The following is a 15019-nucleotide window of genomic DNA, read 5'->3' on the forward strand; positions in this document are numbered from 1 at the left end:
AATTCTGGCTCTGGGACGACCCCAGGCTAGGAACGCAGGTGCATGGCCCCCAACACTCCCGCAATTCTTTTTGAAGCCCAGGGCCCGGTGCCGTTCCCGTTGGCCTGGGACTGGCAGCGCCGTCTGCAGCGCCGCCGGCTCGACGACCCCTCCGCTCCCGACGCCCTGCTGCTGCTGCAGCACACCCCCTGCTACACCCTGGGCCGTGGGGCGAGCCTGTCCCACCTCGGTTTCGACCCTGACCACCCGCCCCTGCCCCTTTACCGCATCGATCGGGGCGGGGAAGTCACCCACCACGGGCCCGGCCAGCTGGTGCTCTATCCGGTGCTCGACCTCCAACGCCACGGCGGTGACCTGCACCTTTATCTGAGGGCGCTTGAGGACGTGGTGCTGGCCGTGCTGCAGGAGCTGGGGCTGGAGGGGGAGCGCCTCGAGGGCCTCACCGGCGTGTGGCTCGAGGGCCGCAAGCTGGCGGCGATCGGGGTGGGGGCCCGGCGCTGGATCAGCCAGCACGGCCTGGCCCTGAACGTCAACGGCTCCCTGGAAGGCTTCGACGCCATCGTCCCCTGTGGTCTGGCCAACCGGCCGGTGGGACGGCTGGCGGACTGGCGGACTGGCCTCACCCCCGAGCAGGTGGCACCGCTGCTGCTGGCGGCCTTCGCCCGCCGCTTCGGTCTGACCCTGCGGCCGCCCGCGCCGGAAGAAGACTGGGAGAATCCTGACCATCCGTTGCCCTGCGCCGGCCGCCCATGAACGCCAGAGCCGAGATCCACTGGAGCGGGAGCGACCAGGACCGCCGCGCCCTTGCCAGCCGCCGCGACTGGAGCCAGCTCAAGGGGCTGGAAGGTCTCTGGCCTGAGCTGGAGCGCCTCTATGGCTCCGAGGTGGCGCTGGATGCGCCCCATGGCCGCCATCCGGAAACACTGCGATTCGACGAGCTGCGCCAGGCGATCGATCGGGCCGCAGCGGCCTTCGCCGATCTGGGGGTCGCCAGCGGCGACGTGGTGGCCCTGTTTGCCGAAAACGGCCCCCGCTGGCTCGTGGCCGACCAGGGACTGATGCGGGCCGGAGCGGCCGATGCCGTGCGCGGCAGCGCGGCGCCGGCCGAGGAGCTGCGCTACATCCTCGAGGACGCCGGCGCTGTCGGCCTGGTGCTGGAGTCGGCAGCCCTGCTGGAGCGGCTGGCCCTCGATGGCCCGGCCCTGGAGCGGCTGCGCTTCGTGGTGCTGCTGGAGGGCGAGGCCCCACCACCCCGGTGGCCCTGCCCTGCCTCACCTGGGCGGAGTTCCTCTCCCGTGGTGCCTCCAGCCCCTTGCCGCCCTCCCCCACGGGGGGGCCTGGGCGGCTGGCCACCCTGCTGTACACCTCCGGCACCACGGGCCAGCCCAAGGGGGTGCCCCTCAGCCACGCCAACCTGCTGCACCAGCTGGGCACCCTCGGGGTGGCGGTGTCGCCGAGCCCAGGGGATCACGTGCTTTCGGTGCTGCCGATCTGGCATGCCTACGAGCGCACGGCCGAATACTTCCTGCTGAGCTGCGGCTGCCGCCAGACCTACACCACCCTCAAGCAACTGCGCGCCGACCTGCAGAAGGTGCGTCCCCAGTACCTGATCAGCGTGCCGCGGCTGTGGGAGGCCCTGCTCTCCGGTTTCGAAGACGCCCTGGCGGCCATGCCGGCCTCCCGCCAGCGTCTGCTGCGCAAGGCCCTGGCCGCCAGCCGGTCCTTCCACCGGCGCCAGCGGGTGGCCCTCAATCTCACCCTGACGCAGGAATCTCCTGCCACCAGGCTGGTGGCCGCGGCGGGTGCCCTGCTGATCTGGCCGCTGCATGCCACGGCCGGGGCCCTGCTCTGGCCGAAGGTGCGCGGCCAGCTGGTGGGGGGGCGGCTGCGCACCGCCATCAGCGGCGGTGGGGCCCTGGCCATCCACGTCGATGGCTTCTTCGAGGCCGTCGGCATCGAGCTGCTGGTGGGCTACGGGCTCACCGAGACCAGCCCGGTGCTCGCCTGCCGCAGGCCCTGGAGCAACCGCCGCGGCAGCGCCGGGCTGCCGCTGCCGGACACCAGCCTGAAGGTGGTGGATCCCGCCACCAGGGCCCTGCTGCCGGTGGGCGAGCGGGGGCTGGTGCTGGCGAAGGGGCCCCAGGTGATGGCGGGCTACCACAACAAGCCCGAGGCCACGGCCAAGGTGCTGGATGGCGAAGGCTGGTTCGACACCGGCGATCTGGGGCTGCTGCTGGCCGATGGAACCCTGGTGCTCACCGGCCGCGCCAAGGACACGATCGTGCTCAGCAGCGGCGAGAACATCGAGCCCGGCCCCCTGGAGGAGGCCCTGGTGGCCTCGCCGCTGGTGGAGCAGGTGATGCTGGTGGGCCAGGACCGCAAGCAGCTGGGTGCCCTGGTGGTGCCGAAGGCGGAGACCCTGCAGGCTTTCGCCGCCGAGGCCAATCTCCCGTATCCCAGCGCCGATCCAGCCCTGCTGCGGGCCCTCTGCCGGGAGTGCAATCGTCTGCTGGCGGCCCGTCCCGGGTCCCGCCCGGACGAGCGCCTCAGCGGCGTGACGCTGGTGGAGCCCTTCAGCATCGACAACGGCCTGCTCACCCAGACCCTGAAGCAACGACGGGATCGCATCGCCGACCGGGACCGGGCCGCCATCGCGGCGCTCTACGGGGAGAGCGGATCCCATGGTTGACCGGATCGCCCGTGGCCTGACAGCCTGACGCCTGCACCTGCAGTCCCATGGCCGACGGCAACAGCCTGAACATCAAGCGATCGATCACGGTGCGAGCCGTGGTGACGCCGCGCTGGAAGGAGGATGCCGAGCGGGAGCTCAGCAATGCGCTCACCAATTTCGACCAGCAGCTGGCCCAGCTGGAGCAGGAGGGGCAGCGGCTGATCGACGAGATCCGCCGCCAGAGCGCCAATCCCCTCGATCCCCGGGTGCAGGAGCAGGTGGGCTCGGTGCAGCAGCAGGTGGCGGCCAAGCGGGCCGAGTTTGAGGAGCAGAAGCGCCAGGTGCTGGAACAGCAGCGCCAGGTGCGGGAACTGGAGATGGAGCAGGTGGTGGAGCAGGGGCAGATCGAGAGCTTCTGCGATGTCCAGGTGGGAGACAACCTGGTGCAGAAGCTGCAGGTGTCTGTGCTGGTGCGGGACGGTGTGATCGAGGCGATTGAGGGGGGCTGATCCTTCCGCCGCCTAAAATCCCCCCCATCACAGAGGCAGTCCCCCGTTGGCCACCCACGAAATCTTCATGCCGGCCCTCAGCTCCACCATGACGGAGGGCAAGATCGTGGAGTGGCTCAAGAAGCCCGGTGAGCGCGTCGAACGGGGCGAGTCGGTGCTCGTGGTCGAGTCCGACAAGGCGGACATGGACGTGGAGGCTTTCCAGGAGGGCTTCCTGGCGGCTGTGCTGATGGAGGCGGGCAGCACCGCCCCGGTGGGTGAAACGATCGGCCTGATCGTGGAAACCGAAGCGGAGATCGCGGCGGCCAAGGCGGCCGCTCCCGCACCGGCAGCTGCCGCCGCGGCGGCTCCGGCTCCGGCGGCGCCTGCTGCCGTGCCCCCCACCCCGGCACCAGCGCCGGTGGCCCCAGCGCCCCCGGTGCCTGCCCCCGTCGCCGCTCCCCAGCCAGTGGCCGTGCCGGCCAGGGCCGGCGATGGCCGCGTCGTGGCCACCCCCCGGGCCCGCAAGCTTGCCGCCCAACTGGGGGTGGACCTGGCTGCCGTGCGGGGCAGTGGACCGAATGGCCGGATCCAGGCCGAGGATGTGGAACAGGCCACCGGCCAGCCCGTCAGCGTGCCGCGGGTGGCTGAGGGCACCGCTCCGGCGATGGCGGTCGCTGCGGGCAATGGCGCCGCCGCCGCTCCGGCCGCGCCAGCGGGCCAGGCCTTCGGCCGCGCCGGTGAAACGGTGGCCTTCAACACCCTGCAGCAGGCCGTCGTTCGCAACATGAACGCCAGCCTGGCGGTCCCCTGCTTCCATGTTGGCTACACAATCACCACCGACCGGCTCGACGCCTTCTACAAGCAGGTGAAGGCCAAGGGCGTCACGATGACGGCCCTGCTGGCCAAGGCCGTCGGCCAGACCCTGGCCCGCCACCCCCAGCTCAACGCCTCGGCCAGCGACGCGGGCATGGCCTACCCGGCCTCCGTCAACGTGGCCGTGGCCGTCGCCATGGATGATGGCGGCCTGATCACCCCGGTGCTGGCCGCCGCCGACCGCACCGACCTCTATTCGCTCTCCCGCCAGTGGGCCGATCTGGTGGCCCGCTCCCGCTCCAAGCAGCTCAAGCCGGAGGAGTACACCACCGGCACCTTCACCCTTTCCAACCTGGGCATGTTCGGCGTCGATCGCTTCGACGCGATCCTGCCCCCGGGCACCGGTGCGATCCTGGCGGTCGCCGCCTCCAGGCCCGTCGTCGCCGCCCTCAAGGACGGTTCAATCGCGGTGCGGCGCCAGATGCAGGTGAACCTCACCGCCGATCACCGCGTCATCTACGGCACCCATGCGGCGGCCTTCCTCAAGGATCTGGCCGACCTGATCGAGAACCGCCCCGAAAGTCTGGCCCTCTGATCCATGGCTGTTGTCGAGGCGTTTCCCTCGGCGGATCCGCCTGACGACCAGTTCGCTGATCCGACGATGCAGGCTGGCGAGTCTGGCCCGACGCGGTCCACCCCCGCGCTGTCCGCTGATCTAGATCCGGATCTGCGGCTCTCCAGCTACGACTTCATCCTTCCTGAGGGCGCCATCGCCCAGCGGCCGGTGGAGCCCCGCCATGCCGCGCGGCTGCTGGCCGTCGAGCCCTCTGGAGTACCGGCTCCCGGGGCCCTGCATCGGACCGTCTGGGACCTGCAGCACGAGCTCCACAGTGGCGATCTGCTGGTGGTGAACGACACCCGCGTGCTTCAGGCGCGGCTGACGGCGCGGCGCGCCTCGGGTGGCTCGGTGGAGCTGCTGGTGCTGCAACCCCGGCAGCGAACCGCCAGCGGAGAGGGCGAGGACAGCTGCTGGCTCTGCCTGGCCCGGCCGGCCAGGCGCCTGAGGCCGGGCGACGTGCTCCAGCTGGAGGCGCCTGGTCAGCCGGCGCTTGATCTGCCCGTTGAGGCTATCGATGCGGCCAGCGGCGGCCGGGTGATCCGCTTTCCGCCCGAATGCACCAACGCCGAGCGCATCGAGGGGTTGCTGGCGCGCTACGGCACCATGCCGCTGCCGCCCTACATCCACGAGCACGACGATTCCGACCGCAGCCGCTACCAGACCCGCTATGCCCAGCGCCCCGGGGCGGTGGCCGCCCCCACGGCGGGCTTGCACCTGAGCGATGAGCTGCTGGCGGTCCTGGCCGATCGGGGGGTGACGATCGCCCGGATCACACTGCACGTGGGCCTCGGCACCTTCCGCCCGGTGGAGCAGGAGGACCTCACGGACCTGGAGCTCCATGACGAATGGGTCGAGGTGGGCCCCGAGGTGGTGTCAGCTGTGGAGCGGGCCCGCAGCGGCGGCCATCGGGTGATCGCGATCGGTACCACCAGCGTGCGGGCGCTCGAAGGGGTGGCAGCCCTTCATGGCGGCACGCTGGCCCCCTACATCGGTCCGGTGAGTCTGGTGATTCAGCCCGGCTTCCGCTTCCAGGTGGTGCAGGGGCTGCTCACGAACTTCCACCTGCCCCGCTCCTCACTGCTCCTGCTGGTGAGCGCGATGCTGGGCCGCGAGCGGCTGCTCGCTCTCTACGGCGAGGCGATCGAGAGCGGCTATCGCTTCTTCTCCTACGGCGATGCCATGTGGATTGCACCGAAGGCGGTGCTCAGCTCAGCCGCTCCACCCCCGCAAACAGGCTGAACGCTGGATCGGTCGTCGCGAGGACCAGCTCCTGCTGCGCTGCCTGGGCAGCCAGGATGCGGTCAAACGGATCCCTGTGGTCGACCTGCCAGAGGCCAGCGCGTAGGGCGGCCTCGCCGCTGATCGGCAGTTCGGTGGCGGCCAGGCCATGAATCGCCTGGTGGTAGTTGTGCACGACAGAGGCCGCATGGGCCAGTTTGCCCAACCGCCATTTGGTGGCGATTTCCCAGGCGCTGGCGGCACTGACCAGCAGCTCGTGGCGGCTGTCCTCAAGGGTCCCGCGTAGGTGGGACGAGAGTTTGTGGGGTTCAAGCACGGCCCAAAGCAGCACGTGGGTATCGAGCAGCAGCCTCATACGCCCCAGCTCTGAAGCTCGTCCTCCGGCAGGGGATCGAAGAAGCTCTCATCCACGGACCCCTGCATGAAGCCCAGCTGGCGTCGGGGTTCGGGGTCGAGAGGAATCAGCTGGGCACAGGGTTTGCCATTGCGAGCCAGGACGATTCGCTCGCCGCTGGCCACCCTCGCCAGCAGGGCCGAGAGGTGGGTTTTGGCCTCCTGCACATTCACGGTCCTGACGGCCGCTGTCCTGTTGGCCGCCTGTCTGTCGGTTCGCGGCCGGGAGGCGGGCATGGATATCTGGTCTGGTTTGTCTGACCAGACTAACTTGGCTTCGGGTCGGAACAGGCCCCGGCAGGAGCGGTGCAAGCGCCCTTGGGCTCCTTCATCAGCGTTTGGAAGCCGCCGAAATCCGCGTCGATCCTGTCGACCGGGGAGCCGATGGGATTGACCGGCGCCATCGCTACAACTCCTGAGGAGAAGGCAAGGGGAGCTGGCTGGTGGTGGAGTTAGCTGATGAGGGAGCGATCGATTTTGAGAATGTCGAAGCTGAAGTGCTGCAGGTAGGAGAGGGAGGCGTAGCCGGTGCCGAAGTCGCCGATGGCGATGCGGATTCCATGCTGCTGGAGATTGTTGTCAAATGAAAAGCCCCTGTCCACTGGACAGGGGCCTGAGGAGATGGGTTGGAAAAGAGGCCGTGATCAGGCGGCGGCCAGGTTCGCCGCCACAAAGTCCCAGTTGACCAGCTTGTCGAGGTAGGTGGTCATGTAGTCGGGACGGCGGTTCTGGTAGTCGAGGTAATAGGCGTGCTCCCACACATCCATGGTGAGCAGGGCCTTCTGGCCATGGGCCAGGGGCAGGTCGGCGTTGGCGGTCTTGGTGATCTTCAGGGTGCCACCATCCAGCACCAGCCAGGCCCAGCCGCTGCCGAACTGGGTGGCGCCGGCGGTCTTGAACTGCTCGCTGAAGGCCTCGAAGCTGCCGAAGTCGGCGGCGATCTTGTCGGCCAGGGCGCCGCTGGGGGCGCCGCCGCCACCGGGCTTGATGCACTGCCAGTAGAAGCTGTGGTTCCAGACCTGGGCGGCGTTGTTGAACACGCCCGCCTTGGTGGCGTCACCGGCGACGGCCAGGATCACCTCTTCGAGGCTCTTGGCTTCGAGGTCACCGCCTTCGATCAGCTTGTTGAGGTTGGTGACGTAGGCGGCGTGGTGCTTGCCGTGGTGGAACTCGAGGGTCTGCCGGGAAATGTGGGGCTCGAGTGCGTCGAGGCCGTAGGGCAGTTCGGGCAGCTGGTGAGCCATGGAAAACGTTTGTGGTGTCGAGGCATTGTAACGATCGTCACCCGATGCCTGGCCGCCGGGCGCCGGTGCTCAGCCCTTGATCTCCAGCAGTTCCACCTCGAACACCAGGGTGGCATTGGGGGGGATCACGCCACCGGCGCCACGCTCGCCGTAGGCCAGATCGGGCGGGATGACCAGCTTGCGCTTGCCGCCCACCTTCATCCCGGCCACGCCCTCGTCCCAGCCCCGGATCACACGGCCGGCGCCGAGGGGAAAGCTGAACGGACCACGGCCGTAGCTGCTGTCGAACTCCTTGCCGCTGGTGAGGGTGCCGCGGTAGTTGACCACCACGGTCTGGCCGCTCTTGGCTTCGGGGCCTTCGCCCAGGGCCAGGTCGGTGATGCGCAGCCCGCTGGGGGTGGTGCGCTCGGTGGGGGAGACGAGCTCCCCGCCCAGGGCCGCAGCGCCGCTGGAGGCCATTTCGGCGCTGGAGGAATCTGGGGCCATGGTGAACAGGGTGGGGTTGGGGACGTCGGGGTCGAGTTCAAGGGGCGCCGCCACAGCGGGGCGGGCCTCCGGTGCGGTGGGGGCAGGGCCGGAGCGGGCCAGCGCCTGCTGAACGCCAGCGTCGGCGGGGGCCGGCGCAGCCGCTTCCACCACCGAGGGGGACACCAGCTGGCTCACCAGGGCGAGCATCAGGCAGGCCACACAGACGAACGAGCTGATCAGGATGTCGCGCATGCGGAAAGTCCCTGGATGGGGCGATTCTGCCAGTGCGATCAGTCGCTGCTTTCGCCGTTGTTCTGGCGCTGTCGCAGGGCCTGTTCCAGGCGATCAATGCGGCCACGCAGTTCGTCCAGCTCCCGCTGGCGGGCCAGGCCCAGGTCCTGCAGCAGCTGGTCGCGGTTGCGCTCCAGCTGGCGTTCCGCCTGCTGTTCCACCTCCGGCGTCTCGCCCCGCAGGGCGCGCATCACATCCTCCACCAGCGCGGAGGCGTGGTTGGGGTCGAGGCGGCCGCTGCTCACCCATTCCTGGCTGACGTACTTGAGCCGGTCGGCCACCAGCGAGGTGGTGCCGAGGCCGCGCAGCAGCAGCATCTGCAGCAGATTGCCCTGGTCCATGAAAAAGTTTCCTTGGAGGAACAGCGTCACTGTCTCGACCTTGGCGCCTCCAGCGCCGACTGACCATGGGCAATGACCGTCGTGCCGGTTGGGCCATCGCCGGGGCCGCCGGGCTCCTGGCGGGGGTGGCCTTGCCGCCCCTGGGCTGGCCCTGGTTGCTCTGGCCCGGCCTGATCGTGCTCTGGTCCCTGACGGCGAGTCGCGGTGGCACTGCACCGTCCAGGTTCTGGCGCGGCGGGCTGTGGGGGCTGGCGGCGGTGCTGGTGAGCCACCGCTGGCTGCTCTGGCTCCACCCCCTCGACTGGATTGGCGTTCCCGGCCCGCTGAGCCTGCCGATCTGCCTGGCGCTGTGGCTGGCCATCGGTCTGACCGCCGGTCTGCTGGTGGGGGCCTGGACGGTGCTGGTGGGCCGACTCGAGCCCGCACGGCCCAGCACGGCGCTGCTGGCGGCGACCCTGTGGGGGCTGGCCGAGGTGCTGCTGGCCCGCGGTCCCCTGTTCTGGCTGGGGCTGGGGGTGGCGTCGCTGCCGGGGGATCGGGCCCTGGCGGGTCTGGCGGCCCTGGGGGGAGCCGGGCTGCTTGCAGCGGTTCAGCTGCTGATCAGCTGGGGGCTGTGGCGCACGGTGACGGCGACGGCCCGACCGCTGCGCCGGGCAGGCGTGACCCTGGTCCTGGTTCTGGCGGCCCATCTCCTGGGCCTGGCGCTCCTCGGCGCCGTCGCCGTCGCGGACGGGCCGGTGGAGCGGTGGCTGGTTCTCCAGCCGGCCACCCCCACCCGCCAGAAGTTTCTGCCGGAGCAGCAGCGGCGCTTGCTGCGCCAGCTGGCCGCGGCCCAGCGGCAGGCCCTGCTCCCTGAGGACGCGCCGGCGCCGATGGCGATCACGGGGCTGCTGCTGCCCGAAGGGGCGCTGGCCCTGGGCCAGCCCCTGCCGGAGCCGGCGACCGTGGAGGTGCTCAGTGGCGGCTTCCGCCGTGAGGGTCTCGAGCAGCGCAGCAGCGTGCTGCGCTTCGCGCCCGGCGCGTGGCTGCCCAGCAGCTGGATCGACAAGCACCGGGTGGTGCCGCTCGGGGAGTGGGTGCCGCTGGCGGGGCTGTGGCGCTGGAGCGGATTGTCGGCGGTGGGTGGGATCGAGCCGGGGGCGGCCTCCCGGCTGCTGGACCGTCCGGGCGGGCCGGTGGGGGTGGCCATCTGCTACGAGATCTCCGATGGTGCCGCCCTGGCGGCCGCCAGCAGGGAGGGGGCCCGCTGGCTGCTGGCGACGGCCAATCTGGATCCCTATCCGTTGATGCTGCAGGGGCAGTTCCGGGCGCTGGCCCAGCTGCGGGCGATCGAGACCGGCCGCTGGCTGATCAGTGCGGCCAATACGGGCCCGAGCCTGGTGGTCGATGCCCATGGGCGGATCGGAGACCAGCTGCCGGCCGGCCGGCCTGGCTCCGGGATCCTCACGGTGCGGCAGCGCTCCGCCCTGACGCCCTACGCCAGCTGGGGAGAGTGGCCCCTGCTGGGGATCGCCGCTGTGGCTGGCCTCTGGCGCTGGCGCTTCTGAAGGACCTCAGGACTTCGGCCGAGCTTCAGGCGGCCTGGGCCTGGGCTGTGGCCCGCTCCAGATAGAGGGTCTGGGTGGGATAGGCGAAGGCGATGGCCTGCTCCTCGAAACGGCTGAGGATGCCGAGGTTGATCTTCTGCTGCAGATCGAGAAACAGCACCATGTCGCCATCGGGGACGAAGAACACGAACTCGAATTCCAGGGCGCTGTCGGTGAAGCCGGTGAAGTGGCAGCGGTCGAATTCGGCGGGAGGATGGTCGTTAACGACCCGGGCCACGAGCTCGGGGATGGCGGCCACCTGCTCCACGGGCGTCTGGTAGACCACGCCGATGGTGTGGGCCACCCGCCGCCGTGGCAGGTCACCGAAGTTGCGGATGGTCTGGGTCAGCAGCTCCTCGTTGCTGATCACGATCCGCTCACCGCTCAGGCTGCGGATGATCGAGGAGCGCAGTCCCACCCGTTCCACCGGCCCGAGCACGTCGCCGAAAACGATGAAGTCGCCGATGTGGAAGGGCTCATCCAGCAGGATCGTGATGTAGTTGATGAAGTTGGTGAACGGGCCCCGCAGGGCCAGGCCGAGGCCGATGCCGGCGCCGGCCAGGGAGGCATAGACGGCCCCCAGCTCCACCCCCTGGTTCTGGAAAAACACCAGCAGGCCGATGATCCAGATGATCGTGCGGATCATGGGGGCCAGCCCATTGAGGGTGGCCAGCTGTTCGTGGCGCCCCAGCCGCAGCATCGATCGATTGAGCAGCAGCAGCAGCGTTCTGTTGACCAGCCGCACCACCAGCAGGATCGCCACCAGAAAAACGGCACCCCCCACGAACCGGTGCGGTCCCTGGTCGAACGTCAGGCCGTCCCAGCCCCTGACGACGGTCTGCCAGCCCCAGAAGAACATGGCCAGATACCCGAGGGGGGCGATGGTGCCGAGCACCAGCCGCATCAGGGTGTCGTCGGTGCTGCTGGCGGTGCGGCGGGTGATCCGCCTCAGGAAGCGCCCCAGCAGCATCGTCACCAGCCAGACGACGGCCGAGCCCGCCACAAACTGGATCGTGGCCGTGAGGAACGTGACGCCGAGGGTCGTCATGGGTTCTTGGTCGGCTCTTGACACCTTTGCACAGGCGGTCGGTGGACCGACGCGCCTCAGGCTTCCGCTTCCGGTGGTGGTGGGGACAGGCGCGCGATCAGAGCGTCGGTGATGTCGGCGGGAAAGGCCACCTGGATCTGCTCATTGCGCAGATGCAGATCCCGCTGGGGGAAAGGGATCGTCAGATCGTGGCGGCGCAGCATGGCTTCGATGCGGAAGTTGAGCTCACTGCGGATCTCATACTGGCGCCTTGGCTGGTTGATCCAGACCAGCAGAAGAAAATCGAGGGAGCTCTCACCGAAGCCGTTGAAGAATACCTTCGGCGGTGGTGCCGCGAGAATGTCGGGGAAGCCCTCGCAGGCGTCCAGCAGGGCCTGGCGCACCAGCTGGCAATCGGAGCCGTAGGCCACGCCCACAGGAATTCTCAGGCGCGAGATCGGGCTGCCGTGACTCCAGTTGACAACGCGGGATTCGAGAAACTCCGCATTGGGAACGATGATCGAAATGCGGTCGAGGGTGACCACCTCGGTGCTGCGCAGATTGACACGGGTCACGGTGCCTTGCAGGTCGCCCACTTCGACGAAATCATTCACCTGAATGGGCCGCTCGAACATGATGATCAGGCCGCTGATCAGGTTCTTGGCGATGCCCTGCAGGCCGAGCCCCACCCCCACTCCCAGGACGCTGGCAAACAGGGCGAGGGAGGTGAGATTGAGGCCCCACAGCTGCAGAAGCACCAGCGTTCCGAGGAACAGCAGCCCGTATTGAAGGATGAAGGCGATCGCTTCCTGGGAGCCCGGTTCGATGCCCGTGCGCTGCAGAACGCGGGTGCGGAGCATGCCCGTCAGGAATGCCACCCCGCGCACCAGCACCAGGAAGAGCGCCACCAGGATGACGGCGTCCAGCACCGAATAGCTGCGTCCTCCCAAGGGCAGGAAGGGGGATCCCAGGCTCTCGGTGACCGCCTCGAACAGGCGGCCGATCAGCAACCGGGTGGCTGGAAAGAAACCGGCGATCACCCGGACCGCCGCCACCCAGACCCCGAACTGCAGCACCACCAGCACCCCGTGCAGCAGCCAGTCCATGCCCCGCAGAGGCCGGACACTGCCGGGCTCGCTGGTCAGCGGCTGGGTGAGGGCCGAAGGCAGGAACCGTTGCCACAGCAGCCGCAGCAGCCGCTGCAAAAGGAACGCCAGCCCCAGGATTCCGACGGACACGGGGATCATCCGGGCCACGTAGGTGGGCTGACGCTGGGCCCGTCCCCGGGCGATGGACGACGCGATGGTCCGGCGCCACAGTTCGGCCTGTTGCCCGACGGCCATGCTCTCGGGAGTATCCCGGCGGGTGACCGTGAGGATCACCTCGCCATCGAGGGTGATCACGGGCAGGTTGTTCAGCTCCCTGACGCCGATCTTTCCCGGCTGCTTCGACGCCACGACCTCCTGCAGCAGCCTGTTGGCCCGCTCCACCCGCTGCTTGGCCGAGTAGTCCTTCGAGGCGGTGACCTCGAACAGACGGTGGCCATCCAGCTCCAGGAACGCCGGGATCTCAGGCCGGGCCTGGGCCCTGGCGCCATGCAAGGGTGCCACCACCAGCAGGGTCGCAAGGGCCAGGAGGCTGGCCAGCCTCACCAGACGCCCCCGGCGGCGACCGGACCAGGTGCGCGGTGCCGGGGGGCTCAGGTGAGGGCCGGCAGGGTGCCCAGGCCCGCCGGCCTGGGCACCAGGATCTTGCGCAGGGCCAGGCGAGCGGTCCCATCGGCCTGATCTTCGCGCCCATCGAGGCCGGCACCGTCCTGCTCGGAGCGCAGATGGTGTCCATCCTCCTCGGTGTCCCGGGGGTCGAGCAGATCGATCACGGCCTGGCGCACCCCCGCCAGGCGCCGCTCCATCCTCTGCCGTGCCCGCTGCTCCTGCTCCAGCTCCAGCAGAAGTGCCTGACGCTGGCGTTCGGCGGCCTCCTCCCGCAGGCGGTCCCGCTCCCGCTCGGCCTCCTCCAGGGCCGCCTGCTCCTGCTCGGCGATGGCCAGCTGCTGGCGCACGGCCTCGTGGAAGCTCTCCACCTCCGCTTCGGCCAGGCGTCGGCCCTCCCGAGCCTCGCCCAGTTCGGCCTCAAGCCTTTCCAGCACCAGCCGGGCCTCCTCCTGCTGGGCGGCCACCTCATGGGCCCTGACGGCGGCGGCGGCCTCCAGGTGGCGCCGGAAACGGCGCTCCTGCTCCAGTTCCTCACGCAGGGCGTCGACTTCGGCGGTGGTGGCAGCGATCAGGGTCTGGGCCTGGGCGGTGAGGGCCTCGACCGCCTGGGTGAAGGAGGGGGACATCGGCGTGCGCAGGGGAGAACGGTGATAACCCTCTAAGTCTGCGAGGGGTGCCCTGTCGGTAGCGATCGGCTCTTCGCATGGGTGGCAGCGTTGCTGCAACCCCAGGTGTTGGTGCGCGACCGGCGCAGCAGGACGGAGGGGGCGATGCCGTAGCGCCGCTGAAAGCTGGCGGCGAAGGAGGACATCTGGACGAAGCCGTGGCGGCGGGCGATGGCGGCCACGGTCTCGCCGGGCTGGGCCCGTTGCAGATCGGCGTGCACGGCGCTGAGCCGCTGGCGCTTCACCCACTGCATGGGGCTGCAGCCGAACCGCCGCTGGAACAGATACTGCAGGTTGCGCTGCGAGTAGGCGCTGCGGCGACTGAGCTCCGTAGGGGTGATCGGCGTGTGCAGATGGGCCTGGATCCACTCCAGCAGGTCGTCGAAGGGGCGATCGCCGCGGTGGTCGGGGACAGGCCGATCCGTCCCCCCGACCGCGCCCGGGCAGACGATCGCGGCCACCAGCCGGAACAGCAGATCTTCCAGCTGGCAGGCCCTGAGTCCTCCCACCGACCGCAGCAGCGGGGCCTCCAGCATCCGCAGCGCCAGGTGGAGATGGCGCAGCAACTCGGCCTGCTCCGATGCGGTGCTGCCATCCACCCGCAGGGCGCGCTCGAAGGCCGGCACCCAGGACTCGGCGCTGTCGCCGAATCCCCCCATGGCGGCGGCGGTGTCGACCAGCCGCCGACGATCGAGGCAGATCATCACCTCCTCGAAGGCCCCGGTGCTGGCCGTGAAGGCGGCGCCGGGCAGATAGGCCGCCATCGGGCCGGCCTCGAGCTTCAGCCGCTGGCCGTCGCTTGTCACCTCGCCAACGCCGGACAGCGGCAGGGTGAGGGTGGCGACCGGGGAATCGTCGAAACCGATCTCCAGGGGGGAGTGGCGGCTGCAGGACACCGCGATCTGCCCCACGTGGAGGATGCCGCTGCGATGGAAGAAGCCACCGCTCCGGGGGGACTCCAGGAAGGCGTTGAGGGGGAAGTCCAGCGCCACCCGATCGAGCAGGGCGGCGGGGTCGTCGACCTCCACCGCCCGTGACTCCAGCAGCGTGAGCGGAACCGTGGCCGTCATTCGTTGACGATCGAGGCCGTGACTTCGACTGAGCCGTCGCCGCATTGCACGATCCGGCCGGTCGGATGGGCCAACAGGCTGCCGAGCACGAGCTGGGGGTCCGCTGGACGGATCTGGCCCGGCTGGATGTTCATGCAGATGATCGTCGTGATTTTGGGATTCTGGGTGGGGGTGAGGAAGGCCGCGCCCACGTAGGCATTGAGCTGACCCACCTTGGGCGACTGGGCTGTAATCACATAGCTGTAGGCCGCTTCGGTGGTGGTGCGAACGGCGTCGTTGAAGGACGCCGGCAGGGTGATGCCGAAATCCTGCTGGATGGTCGAGACCGTGGCGGCGGTCTGTACCTCCGCCGCCTCCTGGCCTGGGTCTGATCTTGGGATGAGTCA

At 69.4% G+C, this 15019-nt stretch carries 15 protein-coding genes and 2 pseudogenes; 6 read left to right on the plus strand and 11 right to left on the minus strand.

Features of this window, described 5'->3' with window-relative positions; translation table 11 throughout:
• Positions 1-42 precede the first annotated feature (42 nt).
• The 5 genes and pseudogenes from lipB to queA all read left to right on the plus strand — a co-directional run bounded on the left by lipB (position 43) and on the right by queA (position 5833).
• Positions 43-753, plus strand: a complete 711-nt coding sequence (lipB, locus tag KUG43_RS02385; RefSeq protein ID WP_216905668.1) for a lipoyl(octanoyl) transferase LipB — start codon at positions 43-45, stop codon at positions 751-753.
• Positions 750-2689 (plus strand): annotated as a pseudogene (locus KUG43_RS02390) (AMP-binding protein). The gene lipB and the pseudogene KUG43_RS02390 overlap by 4 nt, the downstream one beginning before the upstream one ends.
• A gap of 47 nt (positions 2690-2736) precedes the next feature.
• Positions 2737-3180, plus strand: coding sequence for a YlqD family protein (locus KUG43_RS02395; protein ID WP_216905670.1), 444 nt, complete (start codon positions 2737-2739; stop codon positions 3178-3180).
• Positions 3181-3226: 46 nt separating this feature from the next.
• Positions 3227-4570, plus strand: a complete 1344-nt coding sequence (locus KUG43_RS02400) for a dihydrolipoamide acetyltransferase family protein (RefSeq protein WP_216905672.1) — start codon at positions 3227-3229, stop codon at positions 4568-4570.
• A gap of 66 nt (positions 4571-4636) precedes the next feature.
• Positions 4637-5833 (plus strand): tRNA preQ1(34) S-adenosylmethionine ribosyltransferase-isomerase QueA, encoded by a 1197-nt coding sequence (queA, locus tag KUG43_RS02405; RefSeq protein WP_216905911.1) that lies wholly within the window; start codon positions 4637-4639, stop codon positions 5831-5833.
• Here queA and KUG43_RS02410 read toward each other — a convergent pair.
• The 6 genes and pseudogenes from KUG43_RS02410 to KUG43_RS02435 all read right to left on the minus strand — a co-directional run bounded on the left by KUG43_RS02410 (position 5799) and on the right by KUG43_RS02435 (position 8570).
• Entirely contained in the window at positions 5799-6188 is a 390-nt protein-coding gene (locus KUG43_RS02410; protein WP_286194320.1) for a type II toxin-antitoxin system VapC family toxin, read from the minus strand. The genes queA and KUG43_RS02410 overlap by 35 nt on opposite strands.
• A complete protein-coding gene (locus tag KUG43_RS02415) occupies positions 6185-6463 on the minus strand; it encodes a type II toxin-antitoxin system Phd/YefM family antitoxin (RefSeq protein ID WP_216905674.1) in 279 nt (92 codons plus the stop codon). The genes KUG43_RS02410 and KUG43_RS02415 overlap by 4 nt, the downstream gene beginning before the upstream one ends.
• Positions 6464-6690: 227 nt before the next feature.
• A pseudogene (locus tag KUG43_RS02420) lies at positions 6691-6804 on the minus strand (EAL domain-containing protein); the annotation flags it as partial.
• A 66-nt stretch (positions 6805-6870) separates the two neighbouring features.
• A complete protein-coding gene (locus tag KUG43_RS02425; RefSeq protein WP_216905676.1) occupies positions 6871-7470 on the minus strand; it encodes a superoxide dismutase in 600 nt (199 codons plus the stop codon).
• A 69-nt stretch (positions 7471-7539) separates the two neighbouring features.
• Positions 7540-8190, minus strand: coding sequence for an FKBP-type peptidyl-prolyl cis-trans isomerase (locus KUG43_RS16870; RefSeq protein WP_286194321.1), 651 nt, complete (start codon positions 8188-8190; stop codon positions 7540-7542).
• Positions 8191-8228: 38 nt separating this feature from the next.
• Positions 8229-8570, minus strand: a complete 342-nt coding sequence (locus KUG43_RS02435) for a phasin family protein (RefSeq protein WP_216905678.1) — start codon at positions 8568-8570, stop codon at positions 8229-8231.
• Positions 8571-8635: 65 nt separating this feature from the next.
• Between KUG43_RS02435 and KUG43_RS02440 the strand changes: the two genes are divergently transcribed.
• Positions 8636-10117, plus strand: a complete 1482-nt coding sequence (locus KUG43_RS02440; RefSeq protein ID WP_216905680.1) for an apolipoprotein N-acyltransferase — start codon at positions 8636-8638, stop codon at positions 10115-10117.
• Between the two features lie 25 nt (positions 10118-10142).
• On the opposite strand, the gene KUG43_RS02445 is transcribed toward KUG43_RS02440, so the two are convergent.
• From KUG43_RS02445 to KUG43_RS02465, 5 genes are read right to left on the minus strand one after another with little or no spacing between them, the layout of a single operon-like run.
• Positions 10143-11204, minus strand: a complete 1062-nt coding sequence (locus tag KUG43_RS02445) for a mechanosensitive ion channel family protein (protein ID WP_216905682.1) — start codon at positions 11202-11204, stop codon at positions 10143-10145.
• Positions 11205-11260: 56 nt separating this feature from the next.
• Entirely contained in the window at positions 11261-12835 is a 1575-nt protein-coding gene (locus KUG43_RS02450) for a mechanosensitive ion channel family protein (RefSeq protein ID WP_353617907.1), read from the minus strand.
• 47 nt (positions 12836-12882) lie between these two features.
• Positions 12883-13524: a coiled-coil domain-containing protein gene (locus tag KUG43_RS02455; protein WP_216905684.1), complete on the minus strand. Its 642-nt coding sequence runs from the start codon at positions 13522-13524 to the stop codon at positions 12883-12885.
• A gap of 32 nt (positions 13525-13556) precedes the next feature.
• Positions 13557-14633 (minus strand): helix-turn-helix domain-containing protein, encoded by a 1077-nt coding sequence (locus tag KUG43_RS02460; protein ID WP_216905686.1) that lies wholly within the window; start codon positions 14631-14633, stop codon positions 13557-13559.
• Positions 14630-15013, minus strand: coding sequence for a type IV pilin-like G/H family protein (locus KUG43_RS02465; protein ID WP_353617913.1), 384 nt, complete (start codon positions 15011-15013; stop codon positions 14630-14632). Before KUG43_RS02465 ends, KUG43_RS02460 begins: the two co-directional genes overlap by 4 nt.
• Positions 15014-15019: the final 6 nt, after the last annotated feature.

The organism is Synechococcus sp. CCY 0621, assembly GCF_019038465.1.
In the GTDB taxonomy this organism is placed as follows: Bacteria; Cyanobacteriota; Cyanobacteriia; order PCC-6307; family Cyanobiaceae; genus Cyanobium.

Coding starts and splice junctions, on each gene's coding strand:
- KUG43_RS02460 (WP_216905686.1), bottom strand. CDS start 14,633: ATGACGGCCACGGTTCCGCTCACGCTGCTGGAGTCACGGGCGGTGGAG.
- KUG43_RS02415 (WP_216905674.1), bottom strand. CDS start 6,463: ATGCCCGCCTCCCGGCCGCGAACCGACAGACAGGCGGCCAACAGGACA.
- KUG43_RS02455 (WP_216905684.1), bottom strand. CDS start 13,524: ATGTCCCCCTCCTTCACCCAGGCGGTCGAGGCCCTCACCGCCCAGGCC.
- KUG43_RS02410 (WP_286194320.1), bottom strand. CDS start 6,188: ATGAGGCTGCTGCTCGATACCCACGTGCTGCTTTGGGCCGTGCTTGAA.
- KUG43_RS16870 (WP_286194321.1), bottom strand. CDS start 8,190: ATGCGCGACATCCTGATCAGCTCGTTCGTCTGTGTGGCCTGCCTGATG.
- KUG43_RS02435 (WP_216905678.1), bottom strand. CDS start 8,570: ATGGACCAGGGCAATCTGCTGCAGATGCTGCTGCTGCGCGGCCTCGGC.
- queA (WP_216905911.1), top strand. CDS start 4,637: ATGCAGGCTGGCGAGTCTGGCCCGACGCGGTCCACCCCCGCGCTGTCC.
- lipB (WP_216905668.1), top strand. CDS start 43: ATGGCCCCCAACACTCCCGCAATTCTTTTTGAAGCCCAGGGCCCGGTG.
- KUG43_RS02445 (WP_216905682.1), bottom strand. CDS start 11,204: ATGACGACCCTCGGCGTCACGTTCCTCACGGCCACGATCCAGTTTGTG.
- KUG43_RS02440 (WP_216905680.1), top strand. CDS start 8,636: ATGGGCAATGACCGTCGTGCCGGTTGGGCCATCGCCGGGGCCGCCGGG.
- KUG43_RS02425 (WP_216905676.1), bottom strand. CDS start 7,470: ATGGCTCACCAGCTGCCCGAACTGCCCTACGGCCTCGACGCACTCGAG.
- KUG43_RS02395 (WP_216905670.1), top strand. CDS start 2,737: ATGGCCGACGGCAACAGCCTGAACATCAAGCGATCGATCACGGTGCGA.